The organism is Allokutzneria albata, from assembly GCF_900103775.1.
Classification (GTDB): Bacteria; Actinomycetota; Actinomycetes; order Mycobacteriales; family Pseudonocardiaceae; genus Allokutzneria; species Allokutzneria albata.
The window spans coordinates 6651453-6665593 of record NZ_LT629701.1; the positions used below are offsets into that span (position 1 = coordinate 6651453).

Genomic DNA, 14141 nt, shown 5'->3' on the forward strand with positions numbered 1-14141 from the left:
GACCTCCACCACTGTCCGGGACCCCGGAGTTACCGTCAGGCCGTGTTGCAGCCGGTGGGTCCCCTCCCCGAGTCGGTGTACTGGCGCCGACGCGTGGTGGCTATTGCGGTCGGCGTTGGCGTCCTCCTCGCCGGCGTCTGGGGTGTGAGCGCGGTGGCGGGCGGGGGCGAGGACCCTGCCGTGCGCGCCGCGGCCAACCAGGGCGCGGAGGCGGCAAAGCCCTCGCCGTCGCCCACGTCCTCCACCGAGCAGCCACCACCGAGCCCGTCGGTGTCCGGCTCGGCGACGCCCACCTCGGGGCCACCGCCGAGCGGCAGCACGGAGCCCGCTCCGCCGCCGCCCCCACCTCCACCGCCGCCCCCTCCGCCCGGCCCATGCGCCGACCAGGCGATGAAGCTGACGGCAGAGGTCGGGCAGCCGGAGTACCGCGTCGGCCAGCGCCCCGAACTGCGGCTCGTCGTCGCCAACGCCGGGCCCCTCGCCTGCTACCGCGACCTCGACGCCGGGCTCCGCGAGATCGTCGTGACCAGCGTCGACGGCGGCACCCGGCTCTGGTCCAGCAACGACTGCTACGCCTCGACCTCGCCGAACTCCCGGTTGCTGCAGCCGGGGGAGAGCCAGATGTTCAAGGTGGCATGGGCGGGCCGGACCTCGGCGCCCGGATGTGCGGGCAAGCGCACCACGGTGCAGGCCGGTGACTACCTGGTGGTGCCCAAACTCGGTGCCCTGCAAGGACAACCGACCCCACTGCGTCTGACCTAGGGAGTGTTTCACAGGTCCGTGTTCGCGATAGCCGGGCCGAGCGCGCCCCTGGCTGCGTCGCCGGAAGCCCACGTACAACACCGGTACGCGATCTTCCCGCCGTCTTGCCAAGAACGACCCCGATACCGGCTCTCATCGAACGAGACCTGTGAAACACGCCCTAGCCGTAGCGTTCGATGATCGAGGTCTCGGCCAGCCGGGACAGGCTCTCGCGCACCACGCGGGCCCTCGTCTCGCCGACGCCCTCGACCTCCTGGAGGTCGCTCACGGTCGCCGACAGCAGCGCCTGCAACGAGCCGAAGTGCTCGACCAGCCGGTGCTGCACCGGGACGGGCAGCCGCGGAACCCTTGCCAGCAGGCGGTATCCACGCGGCCGCAGCTGAGTTTCGAGCGCGTTCACGTCGGCCGGGTAGCCGAAGACGCACGCGATGGTGCACAGGTCCAGCAGCTCCGTGCTGTCCAGTTCGCTCAGCGCCACGGAGACCTCGGCCAGCTCCGCCGGGGTGAGGTTCTCGACGGCGTAGTCCCGCAGCACCAGCTCGCGGTCCAGTTCGACCCCGCCGAGCAGCTCGTCCAGCTGCAGCTCGATCAGCCGCCCGTCCACGCCCAGTTCGACCACGTGCCCGGTGATCTCGTTGGCGATGCGCTCGACCATCTCCAGCCGCTGCACCACCGTCATGGCATCCCTGAGCAGGACGAAGTCCTCGGTCTCCAGTGCGGACAGGGCCTTGGTCACCTCGTCCAGCCGGGCCCGGTAGCGCTCCAGCGTCGCCAGGGCCTGGTTGGCCAGGGACATGATCGTCGCGGAGTCGGTCAGCACGTGCCGCCCGCCGTCGGCGTAGACGCTGATGATGCTCATCGACTGGCTGACCGAGATCACCGGGTGGCCGGTCTGGATCGCGGTGCGCTCGGCGGTGCGGTGCCGGGTGCCGGACTCCTCCGTCGGGATGGTCGCGTCCGGCACCAGCTGCACGTTGGCCCGGACGATCCGCTTCGCGTCGGTCGACAGCACCAGCGCTCCGTCCATTTTGGACAGTTCGCGGAGCCGGGTGGAGCTGAACTCCACGTCCAGCTCGAACCCGCCGTCGCAGAGCGCCTCCACCACCTCGTCGTGGCCGAGCACGATCAGGCCGCCGGTCCGCCCCCGCAGGACGCGCTCCAGCCCGTCCCGCAGCGGCGTGCCCGGTGCCAGGCGCGCGAGCGTCGCGCGCACCAGCTCGGACTGCCCCCGTTCGCTCACCACGACCCGATAGTACGTCGCTTCACCTGCGAAAACCGGTTTCACGCCGCATTCGCGGGAACGCCCGCGGCCGCTGCGGCAAACAAGCAGTGTGCAGACTGAGATCGTGCTGGAACCGGGACCGGAGGAGCCGCCGGACCTGTGCGGGCCGGATGGCGACGCGGCCGTCCTGGCCCTCTACGACGCGCACTCCCGGTCGCTCCACCGCTATCTGGCCCGCCGGGTCGGCCAGGACCTCGCGGACGACCTGGTGGCCGAAGCCTTCCTGGTCATGTGGGAACGGCGTGCCGACTACGACCCGAGCCGAGCCGGTGCCCGAGCGTGGCTGTTCGGGATCGCCACCAACCTCGCCCGGATGCACGAGCGCACCGAGGTGCGCAAGCTGAGGGCCTGGGCGAGGGAACTGGGGCGGGGGCTCGACGTCGAGGCGCCGGACTCGCGTGCGGCGGCCGCGGTCGACGCCGCGCACGACGTCGGCCGTTACGCCGAGGCGCTGGCCGGGCTCCGGCCGGAGGAGCGCGACGTGCTGCTGCTGACCGCCTGGGCCGACCTGAGCCCGACCGAGATCGCCAGAGTGCTCGATCTCCGCGTCACCACAGTGCGAACCCGTCTGCACAGGGCGCGCGGCCGCCTGCTCCGGAGAGGGGGAAAGCCATGACCGACCACGACCGGCTTCGCGACGTGCTGCGGCCGATCCGCGACGACGTCGGGGAGATGAGCGAGGAAGCGTTCAGGAGCGGCCGCGCGCGGCTGCTCGCCGCCACGAGAGGCCGAGAACTTCCGAGGGTTCACCGAGTGTCCGGGAACGAGCCGCCGAAGCAGTCCCGCAGGGCGGCGTTGCTGATCGCCGCCGCGGCCGCTGCTGTCGTGGTCGTCGGTGGCGCGGGTGTCGCCTACTGGAACTCCGACGACATCGCCCAGCCCGCTGCGACTCCGGCAGTGGTCCTGCCGTCGGAGATGCCGTCCGATCCGCTGAACCGGGCCGGGGAGCTGGCCGCGCGGGTCGCGGACGAGCAGCAGCGGCCGAACCAGTTCCGCTACTTCGCCGAGCGGAGGTTCGTCGGGGAGACCGTGACGCTCACCGAGTGGTGGGTTCCCGCGGACCGCCACGCGGAATGGGCCGCGCGCAGGGACAACGGCGAACTCCTCCACGGCTACGGCAACGTGTTCCCCACGCTCTCCCTCGGGGAGACGGAAGCCGTGCGGGAACACTTCGTGGCTGAGCTACCGCGTGATCCGCGACTGCTCTACACCCAGTTCGCCGAGCGCGCCAAGGGATCGGAGGCCGCGCACCGAGTCGCTTTCCAGTACGTCAAGTCCTTGCTCGCGGGGAGCATGGTCCCCGCCGACCTGCGTGGCCCGCTGTTCCAGGTGCTCGGTCGCGTTCCGGGTATCGAGGTCACCGACGGCGCCGCGGTTCGCGGCGGCGGATCAGGCGTCTCGCTGGCGATCCGGTACGGCGGCATCCGCGATGAACTGGTCATCAGCACCGAGGACGGCAGGCTGCTCGGTACGCGCTCGGTCGTCGTGGAGCCTTCGCCGAAGATCCTGGACGGCCTCCGCGCCCGCGTGCAGGGGGAGATCATCGAGGAGACCCGGTACGACACCGGGATCGTGAACGGGGTGGGCGAGCGGCCGGGCGGCTGAGCCCTCCGGCTATCGTGGTCACCCCTTGTGGTCGAGTGGGTTCGGAGCGCGCATGTCCGGTCGACGCCTCGCGGCGGTTGTCTGTGCCCTCGCGCTCTGCCCGCTCGGCACGGCAGTCGCTTCTCCGTCCACTGTGGACACGCTGTTCTCCTTGCAGGCCAAGGAACTCCCCGCTGATCTCATCGACGCGGTGCGCCGGGACCTGGGCATCGACGCGCCGACCTACCTGGAGCAGGCGTGGCGGGCCTCGGGGCGCGCGGAGTCGCCGCTGGAGCGCCCGCTCCGTGCGCTGCTGCCCAGCCGGGGAGTCGCGGGCGGCATGGGCGTGCGGCTCACCACCGCCGCGCGTGGGCAGGTCGGCCTGTGCACGCTCGGCTTCCTCGCCGTCGACGACCTGGGGCGCTCCACTCCGGTGACGGCGGGCCATTGCGCGGCGCTGACCGACGCGGAGAACGCGGTACTGGAGCGGGGTGGTGTCGTCGGCCGCTTCGACACCGTCCGCTTCGACGACCTCCGTTCCGGGGGCAGCGGCGACGACTACGCCACCGTGCGCCTGACCAACCCGTGGCTGCGCCCGGCCGCCGAAGTGATCGACCAGCGCGGTGGGCGGGTGCCGGTGGACGGCGTCGCGGCGCCGGTGGAGGGCATGCCGGTGTGCAAGTCCGGCCGCACCACGGGATGGACGTGCGGGCGTGTCCGCAAGCAACGGGTGCACGCGGTCTCGGGCACCACCGGGCGGCGGATCGAGGCGTTCGCGCACACGGCGTGCTCCGGTGTCGGTGACAGCGGCGCTCCGGTGCTCTCCGGCACGCTCGCCGTCGGAATCCTCCAGGGCGGTACCGAGGGCCCGGGCGGGCGGTGCCGCGCCGACTCCGGTGGGGAGGACTCCGCCGTCGCGGAGAGCCTGGTGCACGACGTGCTGCCGGACTTCCCCGGGACGCTGTTCGTCCTGACCACCACGGGCGACCAGGACCGCGACGGCAAGCCGGACGTCGACGAGCTGGCCGCCGACCCGACCGCCGTCCGCGACGACAACGGCAACGGCGTCGCGGCCTTCCGCGATCCCGCCGAGCGCTGAAGCGCGCTAGTCGTCGTTCTGGTCGCGGAGGGGCTTGCCCTCCTTGCGGAGGATGCGGAGGGCGGCCTTGACGTCCTCGACCACGCTGACCCGCATCCCGGACGGCATCGGACCGGAGTCCGGCGGCACAAGTGCCCTGGTGAAGCCCAGCCGCATCGCCTCGGTCAGCCGCCTGCCGGTGCCCGCGACCCGCCGAACCTCGCCTGCCAGGCCGACCTCGCCGATCGCCACCATGTCCGGCGGGACCGCGACGTCCCTGGCCGCCGAGGCCACGGCCAGCGCGAGCGCCAGGTCCGCGGCGGGCTCGTTGACCTTCATGCCGCCGACGGTCGCCGCGTAGACGTCGGCGTTGCCCAGCTTCACCTTGCCCCGGCGCTCCAGCACCGCGAGCACCATCGCCACCCGTGCCGAGTCCAGACCGCTCACGGCGCGCCTCGGCGTCGGCATGGACGAGGAGGCCACCAGGGACTGCACCTCGGCCAGCAACGGCCGCTTGCCCTCCACGACGACGGTCACCGCCGTGCCCGCGACCTCGACCTCCCGCTTGTTCAGGAACAGGCCGGACGGGTCGGGCACGCCGAGGATGCCCTCCTCGACCAGCTCGAAGCAGCCGACCTCGTCGGAGGGGCCGAAGCGGTTCTTCACGCCGCGCAGCAGCCGCAGCGTCGAGTGCCGGTCGCCCTCGAACTGGAGCACGACGTCGACCAGGTGCTCCAGCACGCGCGGTCCGGCGACCGAACCGTCCTTGGTGACGTGCCCGACCAGGACCACCGGCAGGCCGCGTTCCTTGGCGAGCGCGACCAGCGCCGTGGCGACGGCGCGGACCTGGGTCACGCCGCCCGCCGAGCCCTCCGCGGTCGCCGTCGCCATGGTCTGCACCGAGTCCACGATCAGCAGGCCGGGCTTCACCGCGTCGACGTGCGCGAGCAGCGCGCCGAGGTCGCTCTCCGCGGCCAGGTAGAGCTGGTCGTGCAGGGCGCCGGTGCGCTCGGCCCGCAGCCGCACCTGGCCCGCCGACTCCTCGCCGGTCACGTACAGCGCCGGGCTGCCGGAGCCCGCCGCCCAGCGATGCGTGACCTCCAGCAGCAGGGTGGACTTGCCGACGCCGGGCTCCCCGGCCAGCAGGATCACCGCGCCGGGGACCAGCCCGCCGCCGAGCACCCGGTCCAGCTCGCCGACCCCGGAGGGGCGGGCGCGCGCCGACTCCACGTCGACCCTGGCGATGGGCATCGCGGGCGCGGACGGCGCGCCCGCGGCCACCTTGGCCAGTGCGGGCCGGGCCGCCGCGGCCTCGGCAATGGTTCCCCACGCCTGGCACTCGGGGCACCGGCCGACCCACTTGGCCACCTCGTGCCCGCAGTCGGCGCAGCGGTAGATCGCTCGGGTTCTCGCCACGACGGCAACGCTAGGGCCACCCACCGACAACCCCGCGCCGGGCCGGGAAACACGCCGGGCGGCGCTCACCACGTGGGGTGAACGCCGCCCGGAGCGGACGTGCGAGGCCGGTCAGTGACCGTCGCCCGCGGGCTTGGTCTCGCCGTGCTGCTCGCCACCGCCGTGGCCGGCGCCGCCGGTGGCGGGCGGGCGGGGCTCGGAGTTGTTGGCGATCGGCACCTGGAGGGTGACCTGGCCGGCGTTCTGGAAGGTGAAGGTCACCGGGACGGTCTGCCCGGGGCGGAGGTCCTTGCCCAGCGCGGTGATGACCAGCTCCACCGTGCTGACGGAGCTCGCCCCGCCACCCGAGGTGGTCGGGCGGACCGGGGTGTTGTTCGGCGTGGAGGCCGACACGCCGCCGCTCGGGGTCGTCGTCGCGCCCGCGCCCGCGGTGGTCGACGAGGGGGCACCGGTGGTGCTGCCCGGCGCCGAGGACTTCGGGGCGCTGCCGCGCTCCAGGACCTTGCCGGTGAGCGTGAAGCCCGCGGGCAGGTCGGTGCTGCCGCTGATCCTCACCTCACCCGCGCCCGCGGCGGAGACCTTGACCAGCTTGTCCGCCTTGGTGCCCTGGTTGACGATCGTCACCTTCAGCGGGGCGTCGGAGCCCGCCGTGTAGTACTTCTCGGCGGGGAAGGCGAGCTCGGCCTCGCGCAGCGCGATCGCGCCGTCCTTGGTCTGGCCGAAGGCGCCGTTGACGGCGGCCACCTGCTGGTCGGTCTGGGTGTACTGCCCGGCGCTGCACCCGGCGACGACCAACGCGACCCCGAGCCCGACGGCGGCCGGGACCATCCGGAGGCGCGACGTCCTCGGGCTCCCGGCCGGGGCGACCATGCTGACGGCCTGCTCTGCGCGGCTCACGGTGCTCCGATCCTCCATGTCGATGATCATGTCGGTGATCGACTGCCGGTGGTCGGCCGTGCCGACCAGCTGGCGATCTGGCAGCGCGAAGCCTAGCTCGACGGTGCGCGGGGTTCGCGGCCAACCCGGTTGTGAGCACCCGCACGGTTTCGTTGCCCCGCGCGGCAATCGGCGCGGCACTCCGCCGGATGTCGTCGCCGCGGTTTCCCCCAAACGGTTGCCCATGGCACGCCCCGCGCGGGTTTGTCAACCCCTCCCCTGGGCGCTGACCTGCGGTTACCCAGCGCCCGGCGGCCGATGCGGCAACGGTGGACGTGTTAGGATGGTGTCAGCGAAAGGGGCAGAGGACACATGGTTTTTAAGGTCGGAGAGACCGTCGTCTACCCGCACCACGGTGCCGCTCTCATCGAAGCGATCGAGACCCGAACGATCAAGGGCGAGGAAAAGAAGTACCTCGTGCTGAAGGTCGCTCAGGGCGATCTGACCGTGCGCGTTCCCGCGGACAACGCCGAGATCGTCGGGGTCCGGGACGTCGTCGGTCAGGAGGGCCTGAACCGGGTCTTCGAGGTGCTGCGTGCTCCCCACACCGAGGAGCCGACCAACTGGTCTCGGCGGTACAAGGCAAACCTGGAGAAGCTCGCCTCCGGCGATGTGAACAAGGTTGCCGAAGTGGTGCGCGATCTCTGGCGGCGGGAGAAGGACCGCGGCCTGTCCGCTGGTGAGAAGCGCATGCTTGCCAAGGCTCGTCAGATACTGGTGAGCGAGTTGGCGTTGGCCGAAGGCACCGACGAGGACAAGGCCGAGGTTCTCCTCGACGAAGTCCTCGCCACCGCCTCCTGACCCACGCCTGAACAGCCGTCCGCCGTGAGCGTTGTCGCGCTCGTGCCCGCAGCGGGGCGCGGTGAACGGCTCGGTGCCGCGGTGCCGAAGGCGCTCGTCGAGCTCGACGGCGAGCCGCTGCTGGTGCACGCGGTGCGTGGACTGTGGGCGTCGGGCTGTGTGCAGCACGTGGTCGTCGCCGCGCCACCTACCCAATGTGATGTCGTGACCGCCGCACTGAGTTCGCTCGGTGCGGCGGTCACCGTCGTTCCGGGGGGTGCCGAGCGCACGGAGTCGGTGTGGCTCGCCCTCCAGGCCGCGTTGGCGGCGGTGCCGGACACCGAGGTGGTCCTCGTGCACGACGCCGCTCGCGCCTTCACCCCGCCCGCCATGATCCGCTCGGTCGTCGACGCGGTGCGGGCCGGGGCTCCCGCCGTCATCCCGGTGCTCCCGCTGGCCGACACGGTCAAGCAGGTCGACGCCGAGGGGCGGGTGCTCGCCACGGTGGACCGCGCCTCGCTGCGCGCCGTGCAGACCCCGCAGGGCTTCGAGCGCGGGGTCCTGGTCCGCGCGCACCGGGCCGCCGCAGCGGCCGCGCTGGGGGCGACCGACGACGCCGGGCTGGTCGAGCGGCTGGGCGAACCCGTGCTGACCGTGCCGGGGCACACCGATGCTATGAAGATCACCACCCCGTTCGACCTCGCCGTCGCCACGGCCCTGCTCACCCACCGAGGACTCGCATGACGCAGCAGCAGAACTGGCCGCGCGTCGGCGTGGGCACCGACGTGCACCCCGTCGAGCCCGGCAGGGACTGCTGGATGGCCGGGTTGTTGTGGCCGGAGGCGGACGGCTGCGCCGGGCACTCCGATGGCGACGTGGCCGCGCACGCGCTCTGCGACGCCATGCTCTCCGCGATCGGCCTCGGCGACCTCGGCGCGGTGTTCGGCACCGGCGACCCGCGGTGGTCCGGTGCGCACGGCGCTGACCTGCTCGCCGAGGTGCGCAGGCGGGTCGAGGAGCGCGGCTGGCGGCTCGGCAACGCGGTCGTGCAGGTGATCGGCAACGCGCCGCGCATCGGCAAGCGCAGGGACGAGGCTCAGCGGGCGCTGTCCGCGGCGGCCGGCGGTGAGGTCGCGGTCTCCGGGACCACGACCGATGGTCTCGGGCTGACCGGCAGGGGTGAAGGTGTCGCCGCCGTGGCCACCGCGCTGCTGGTGCCCGCCTAGATGCGCGCCGCGCCGGCCAAAAGACGAAAGCGCCGGCCTCATGCCGTGAATGTGTCCCAGGTGTTTGCCGATCCGAGATCCCGGCGGCCTGCAAAATGCATTTCCGGGAAGCCGGTCGTAAACCGGACTACTCCATAACGCCTAATCGGGCCGCATTGTGTTGAAAAGTGAAGGGGCTGACGCCGGGCGGGTCCCAAGCCACCACCCGGCGTCAGCCAAATTCGGAAGGCGCGGTGCGCGCCAGCACGGTCATCGGCCGAATCGCCAGCTCACAGCCGCGAGCGACCACGCGATCGCAGTGCTCCAACGCCGAAGGGGCCCGGCGGGCACGGATCTCACGGGTCGCCCGGCGGGCCTGCCGGCGAGCGCGTGCAAAATGCAGTTTTTCGGACGACCGGACCGCTTCCCAGGCGAGCAACGAAAGCAACACGAGGCCGAGGAGCAGTGAAACCAGAAGCAACATCGTCGGCCTCCTTTGCGATCGTCGAGCATGTGTCGTGCGTCTCGCAGTGGTTGATGTAGAAGGTCCTCTCCGCGCGTCCCCGACTAAAGCCCTGAATAAAATTTTGTTACCTTAAATTTCCGTCAACCGCCCGCAAGCTGGGACTTCCGCATCCGCCTCGCTACCGGCGGTGTACTTTCGGGCACCTTGCGTGGTCCGGGGACGAGGAGAACGCGATGACGGACACAAGGTCGATCGGCGGCGTGGCGCCGCCGCAGCCGCGCATCGGGACGATCGCGATGGCGAGCTTCATGGGCACGTCCATCGAGTTCTACGACTTCTACATCTACGGGACGGCCGCGGCCCTGGTGCTCAACGGTGCCTTCTTCCCCAACCTGTCACCGCTGGCCGGGCAGCTCGCGGCGTTCTCGACCTTCGCCGTCGCCTTCATCGCCCGGCCGGTCGGCTCGCTGCTGTTCGGCCACTTCGGCGACCGGGTCGGACGCAAGTCCATGCTCGTAGCCTCCCTGCTGACCATGGGCTTCGCCACCGTGGCCATCGGGCTGCTGCCCGGCTACGACACGATCGGCGTCGCCGCGCCGATCCTGCTGGTGCTGCTGCGCTTCATCCAGGGCATCGGGCTCGGCGGTGAGTGGGGCGGGGCCGTCCTGCTCGCCGCGGAGAACGCCCCCGACTCCAAGCGCGGGTGGTACGGAATCTTCCCGCAGTTCGGCCCCGGCGTCGGCTACTTCGGCGCGGCCGGGTCCTTCCTGCTGCTGTCCGCGACGATGGACGAGGCGGACTTCATCAGCTGGGGCTGGCGGGTGCCGTTCCTGGCGTCGGCGGTGCTGGTGATCCTCGGGCTGGCGGTCCGGATCAAGCTGGTCGAGACGCCCGCCTTCGCCGAGGTGCTGCGCAAGCGCGAGCGCAGCTCGATGCCGGTCATCGACATGTTCACCGCCGCCCCCGGACGGCTGCTGCTCGGCGCGGGCACGATGGTGATCAGCTACGTGCTGTTCTACCTCGCGACCACGTTCATGCTCTCCTACGGCACCGTCACGCTGGAGATCCCGCGCGACACCATGCTGGTCCTCCAGATCGTGACGATCTGGGCGATGATCATCGGCACCACGCTGTCGGGGTGGGCCTCGGACAAGTTCGGCCGCAGGGCCGTGCTGATCTTCGGCTGCGTGTTCGCCGCCGCGGTCGGGCTGTCGCTGTCCCTGCTGGTCTCCACGGGTTCGCCGGAGCTCGTCGGGATCGCGCTGGCGCTGATGCTCGGCGCCATGGGGCTCTGCTACGGGCCGATCGGGTCCTTCCTGCCGGAGCTGTTCGAGGTGCGCTACCGGTACACGGCGGCCTCGTTCGCCTACACGATCGGCGGGGTCGTCGGCGGTGGGTTCGCGCCGCTGATCGGGACCGAACTCGCCGCGAGCTACGGCATCTCGGCGGTCGGGTGGTACCTGGCGGCCGTGGCCGCGCTGAGCGCCGTGTGCGCGATCGTGTTGCCGGAGACCAAGAACACGAGCTTGCGGATGGTCAAGCGCGAGGACGACTAGCGTGGCCGGCGTGACCATTCGCGGGGTGCTGTTCGACTTCTCCGGCACGCTGTTCCGGCTGGAGGTCGAAAGCGGCTGGCTCGACGGGATCATGGACGACGCGGCCGCGTCGGAGCTGATGCGCAGGATGACGGCTCCGGTGACCGCGGACGCCGACGTGCCGGAGGACTTCGAACGGCGGGACCTCGACGAGTTGACCCACCGCCGCGTGCACGTGGAGATGCTGGTGCGCGCGGGCGTCGGTGACCACGCGAAGGCGGACACCGTCTACGACCGGCTGCTCGAACCCGCGTCGTGGAAGCCGTTCCCGGACACCGCCGAGGCGCTGCGCCTGCTGCGGGCGGCCGAGGTCCCCGTCGCGGTGCTCAGCAACATCGGATGGGACATCAGGACCGTCTTCGCGCACCACGGCCTGCTCGACCTCGTCGACGACGTGGTGATGTCCTACAAGGAGGGCCTGCTCAAGCCCGACCCCGAGCTGTTCCGCATCGCCTGCGAACGGCTCGGGGTGCCGCCGGAGCACGTGCTCATGGTGGGCGACAGCGAGGAGGCCGACGGGGGCGCGGCCGCGCTCGGCAGTGCCGTGGAGATCGTCGAGCCGCTGCCGACCGACCAGCGGCCGCGCGCGCTGATCGAGGCCTTGAAAGCGCGTGGAGTGATGCGGTAAAGGCTCGACAGCGCAGCGCCGTACCATCGACGGGTGAGTCTGCGCATATATGACACCGGAACCAGGAGTGTGCGGGAGTTCTCTCCGCTACGCAGCGGAGCCGTGTCGATCTACCTGTGTGGGGCCACCGTCCAGGGGGTTCCGCACATCGGGCACGTGCGCAGCGGTCTCAACTTCGACGTGCTGAGACGGTGGTTGACGCACCTGGGCAACGACGTCACGTTCGTGCGCAACGTCACCGACATCGACGACAAGATCCTCTCCAAGGCGGCCAAAGCGGGCCGTCCGTGGTGGGAGTGGGCCGCTACGCACGAGCGCGAGTTCATCTCCGCCTACGACGCGCTCGGCTGCCTGCCCGCCTCCGTGGAACCGCGGGCGACCGGCCACGTGACGCAGATGGTCGAGCTGATGCAGCGGTTGATCGACTCCGGTCACGCCTACGCGGCCGGGGGTGACGTCTACTTCTCGGTGGCGTCCTTCCCCGAGTACGGGGCCCTGTCCGGGCAGCGGCCCGACGAGGTCCAGCAGGGCGAGACCGCGATGGAGGGCAAGCGGGACGCCCGCGACTTCACGCTGTGGAAGAGCGCCAAGCCCGGCGAGCCCTCGTGGCCGACGCCGTGGGGGCGGGGCCGTCCCGGCTGGCACCTGGAGTGCTCGGCGATGGCAGGCGCCTACCTGGGTGCGGAGTTCGACATCCACGGTGGCGGGCTGGACCTGGTCTTCCCGCACCACGAGAACGAGCAGGCGCAGTCGAGGGCGGCCGGTGACGGCTTCGCCAGGTACTGGATGCACAACGCCTGGGTCACCATGAGCGGCGAGAAGATGTCCAAGTCGCTCGGCAACACGGTGTCCATCCCGGCGATGCTGGAGCGCGTGCGCGCCGCCGAGTTGCGCTACTACCTGGTGACCCCGCACTACCGCTCCAACATCGAGTACTCCGAGGACGCGCTCAACGACGCCGTGCTGGGGTACCGGCGGATCGAGTCGTTCCTGCGCCGCGTGATCGAGCGGGTCGGCACGCCCGAGCCGGGCGCGCTGTCCGACGAGTTCGTCAACGCGATGAACGAGGACCTCGCGACCCCGGCCGCGGTCGCCGCCGTGCACACCGTGGTGCGCGAGGGCAACGCGGCGCTGGACTCGGGGGACCGGGACGGCGTGCTGGCCGCGGCGGGCTCGGTGCGCGCCATGATGGGCGTGCTCGGGCTGGACCCGCTCGACTGCTCCTGGAGCGGTAAGTCCACTGTGGACACAGGGGCGCAGAAGGTGCTCGGCGCGCTGGTCGAGGAGATGCTGGAACAGCGCAAGAACGCCCGCAAGAACAAGGATTTCGCAGCAGCGGACGCGATCCGGGACCGCCTGATCGCCGTCGGCGTCGCCGTCGAGGACACCCCCGACGGTCCGAAGTGGACATTGAAGGACTGCTGATGGCAGGCAATTCCCGGCGCAAGGGCGCCATGCGCAAGCCCGGTACCAAGAAGGGCGCCGTCGTCGGCTCCGGCGGCCAGCGGCGCAAGGGGCTCGAGGGCAAGGGACCGACGCCGTCCGCGGCGAACCGGCCCAACCACCCCGCGGCCAAGCGCGCCGCCACGGCGGCGAAGGCCCAGGCCGCGCGGAAGAAGAAGGAGACCGGCCCCGAGCACGTCGCAGGCCGCAACCCGGTGGTGGAGTGCCTGCGCGCCGGCGTGCCGTCCACAGCGCTGTACGTGGCGCTGGGCATCGAGACCGACGAGCGGGTCGCCGAGGCGGTCCGGCTCGCCGCGGACCGGGGCATCTCCGTGCTGGAGGTCTCCAAGAGCGAGATCGACCGGCTGACCAACAACGCCATGCACCAGGGCCTCGCGCTCCAGGTGCCGCCGTTCTCCTACACCCACCCCGACGACCTGCTGTCGCTCGCGGTGGACTCGGGTGACGCGCCGCTGATCGTCGCGCTGGACGGGGTGACCGACCCGCGCAACCTCGGCGCGGTCATCCGGTCCGCGGCGGCCTTCGGCGCGCACGGCGTCGTGGTGCCGCAGCGCCGCAGCGCGGGCATGACGGCCGTGGCCTGGCGGACCAGCGCGGGCACTGCGGCGAAGCTGCCGGTCGCGGTGGCTGTCAACCTCAACCGCACGCTCAAGGACTGGGCCAAGCAGGGGCTGATGATCGTCGGCCTCGACGCGGACGCCACCGTGACCGTGGACGAGCTCGACATGGCGACCTCGCCGATGGTGCTCGTGGTCGGCTCGGAGGGCCGCGGCCTGTCGCGGCTGGCCAAGGAGTACTGCGACCAGACGGTCGGCATCCCGATGGCGGCGGGCGTGGAGTCGCTGAACGCCTCGGTGGCCACGGGCGTCGTCCTCGCGGAGATCGCCCGCCGCCGTCGCGCCGCCGGTCGCGTCTGACCGACGGGTCGTTTCGCGTACCCGATGC

The 14141-nt window shown here is 71.5% G+C and carries 15 protein-coding genes; 11 read left to right on the plus strand and 4 right to left on the minus strand.

The features are described 5' to 3' along the window. The first annotated feature begins 42 nt into the window (after positions 1–42). Positions 43–762 carry a hypothetical protein gene (locus BLT28_RS40525; RefSeq protein WP_030428270.1) on the plus strand — a complete coding sequence of 240 codons (720 nt, stop codon included), beginning with the start codon at positions 43–45 and terminating at the stop codon, positions 760–762. A gap of 160 nt (positions 763–922) precedes the next feature. Here the strand turns inward: BLT28_RS40525 and disA are convergent, their stop codons facing one another. Continuing rightward, a complete protein-coding gene (gene disA / locus BLT28_RS30375; protein ID WP_197683913.1) occupies positions 923–2005 on the minus strand; it encodes a DNA integrity scanning diadenylate cyclase DisA in 1083 nt (360 codons plus the stop codon). A gap of 88 nt (positions 2006–2093) precedes the next feature. Here disA and BLT28_RS30380 point away from each other — a divergent pair, with 88 nt between their 5' ends. The 3 genes from BLT28_RS30380 to BLT28_RS30390 are packed head-to-tail and all read left to right on the plus strand — an operon-like array spanning position 2094 to position 4727. Further along, positions 2094–2660 carry an RNA polymerase sigma factor gene (locus tag BLT28_RS30380; RefSeq protein ID WP_197683914.1) on the plus strand — a complete coding sequence of 189 codons (567 nt, stop codon included), beginning with the start codon at positions 2094–2096 and terminating at the stop codon, positions 2658–2660. Further along, entirely contained in the window at positions 2657–3649 is a 993-nt protein-coding gene (locus BLT28_RS30385) for a hypothetical protein (protein ID WP_030428273.1), read from the plus strand. The genes BLT28_RS30380 and BLT28_RS30385 overlap by 4 nt, the downstream gene beginning before the upstream one ends. Before the next feature lie 52 nt (positions 3650–3701). Beyond that, on the plus strand, positions 3702–4727 hold the full coding sequence (locus tag BLT28_RS30390) for a S1 family peptidase (protein ID WP_030428274.1): 1026 nt from the start codon (positions 3702–3704) through the stop codon (positions 4725–4727). A 6-nt stretch (positions 4728–4733) separates the two neighbouring features. Here BLT28_RS30390 and radA read toward each other — a convergent pair whose 3' ends face one another. Continuing rightward, a complete protein-coding gene (gene radA / locus BLT28_RS30395; protein WP_030428275.1) occupies positions 4734–6122 on the minus strand; it encodes a DNA repair protein RadA in 1389 nt (462 codons plus the stop codon). Positions 6123–6233: 111 nt separating this feature from the next. Next, positions 6234–7019: a hypothetical protein gene (locus tag BLT28_RS30400; RefSeq protein WP_156050654.1), complete on the minus strand. Its 786-nt coding sequence runs from the start codon at positions 7017–7019 to the stop codon at positions 6234–6236. A gap of 351 nt (positions 7020–7370) precedes the next feature. Here BLT28_RS30400 and BLT28_RS30405 point away from each other — a divergent pair, with 351 nt between their 5' ends. Genes BLT28_RS30405 through ispF form a run of 3 tightly spaced genes read left to right on the plus strand, consistent with a single transcriptional unit; the run spans position 7371 to position 9064 of the window. Next, a complete protein-coding gene (locus BLT28_RS30405; protein ID WP_030428277.1) occupies positions 7371–7859 on the plus strand; it encodes a CarD family transcriptional regulator in 489 nt (162 codons plus the stop codon). 24 nt (positions 7860–7883) lie between these two features. Continuing rightward, positions 7884–8582, plus strand: a complete 699-nt coding sequence (gene ispD, locus BLT28_RS30410; protein WP_030428278.1) for a 2-C-methyl-D-erythritol 4-phosphate cytidylyltransferase — start codon at positions 7884–7886, stop codon at positions 8580–8582. Next, a complete protein-coding gene (gene ispF, locus BLT28_RS30415; RefSeq protein ID WP_030428279.1) occupies positions 8579–9064 on the plus strand; it encodes a 2-C-methyl-D-erythritol 2,4-cyclodiphosphate synthase in 486 nt (161 codons plus the stop codon). The genes ispD and ispF overlap by 4 nt, the downstream gene beginning before the upstream one ends. 211 nt (positions 9065–9275) lie before the next feature. On the opposite strand, the gene BLT28_RS30420 is transcribed toward ispF, so the two are convergent. After that, positions 9276–9527: a hypothetical protein gene (locus BLT28_RS30420; protein WP_030428280.1), complete on the minus strand. Its 252-nt coding sequence runs from the start codon at positions 9525–9527 to the stop codon at positions 9276–9278. Between the two features lie 215 nt (positions 9528–9742). Here BLT28_RS30420 and BLT28_RS30425 point away from each other — a divergent pair, with 215 nt between their 5' ends. Genes BLT28_RS30425 through rlmB form a run of 4 tightly spaced genes read left to right on the plus strand, consistent with a single transcriptional unit; the run spans position 9743 to position 14113 of the window. Next, complete coding sequence (locus tag BLT28_RS30425; protein WP_043810630.1) at positions 9743–11065, plus strand: MFS transporter; 1323 nt, start codon at positions 9743–9745, stop codon at positions 11063–11065. A gap of 10 nt (positions 11066–11075) precedes the next feature. Then, positions 11076–11732 carry an HAD family hydrolase gene (locus tag BLT28_RS30430; protein ID WP_030428282.1) on the plus strand — a complete coding sequence of 219 codons (657 nt, stop codon included), beginning with the start codon at positions 11076–11078 and terminating at the stop codon, positions 11730–11732. Positions 11733–11765: 33 nt separating this feature from the next. After that, entirely contained in the window at positions 11766–13157 is a 1392-nt protein-coding gene (cysS, locus tag BLT28_RS30435) for a cysteine--tRNA ligase (protein WP_030428283.1), read from the plus strand. Next, a complete protein-coding gene (gene rlmB, locus BLT28_RS30440; protein ID WP_030428284.1) occupies positions 13157–14113 on the plus strand; it encodes a 23S rRNA (guanosine(2251)-2'-O)-methyltransferase RlmB in 957 nt (318 codons plus the stop codon). The genes cysS and rlmB overlap by 1 nt, the downstream gene beginning before the upstream one ends. Positions 14114–14141: the final 28 nt, after the last annotated feature.

Bases quoted from the DNA above. Each gene is read 5' to 3' on its own strand.
- BLT28_RS30385 (WP_030428273.1), top strand. From the start codon at position 2,657: ATGACCGACCACGACCGGCTTCGCGACGTGCTGCGGCCGATCCGCGAC.
- BLT28_RS30390 (WP_030428274.1), top strand. From the start codon at position 3,702: ATGTCCGGTCGACGCCTCGCGGCGGTTGTCTGTGCCCTCGCGCTCTGC.
- BLT28_RS30405 (WP_030428277.1), top strand. From the start codon at position 7,371: ATGGTTTTTAAGGTCGGAGAGACCGTCGTCTACCCGCACCACGGTGCC.
- ispF (WP_030428279.1), top strand. From the start codon at position 8,579: ATGACGCAGCAGCAGAACTGGCCGCGCGTCGGCGTGGGCACCGACGTG.
- BLT28_RS30420 (WP_030428280.1), bottom strand. From the start codon at position 9,527: ATGTTGCTTCTGGTTTCACTGCTCCTCGGCCTCGTGTTGCTTTCGTTG.
- BLT28_RS30425 (WP_043810630.1), top strand. From the start codon at position 9,743: ATGACGGACACAAGGTCGATCGGCGGCGTGGCGCCGCCGCAGCCGCGC.
- rlmB (WP_030428284.1), top strand. From the start codon at position 13,157: ATGGCAGGCAATTCCCGGCGCAAGGGCGCCATGCGCAAGCCCGGTACC.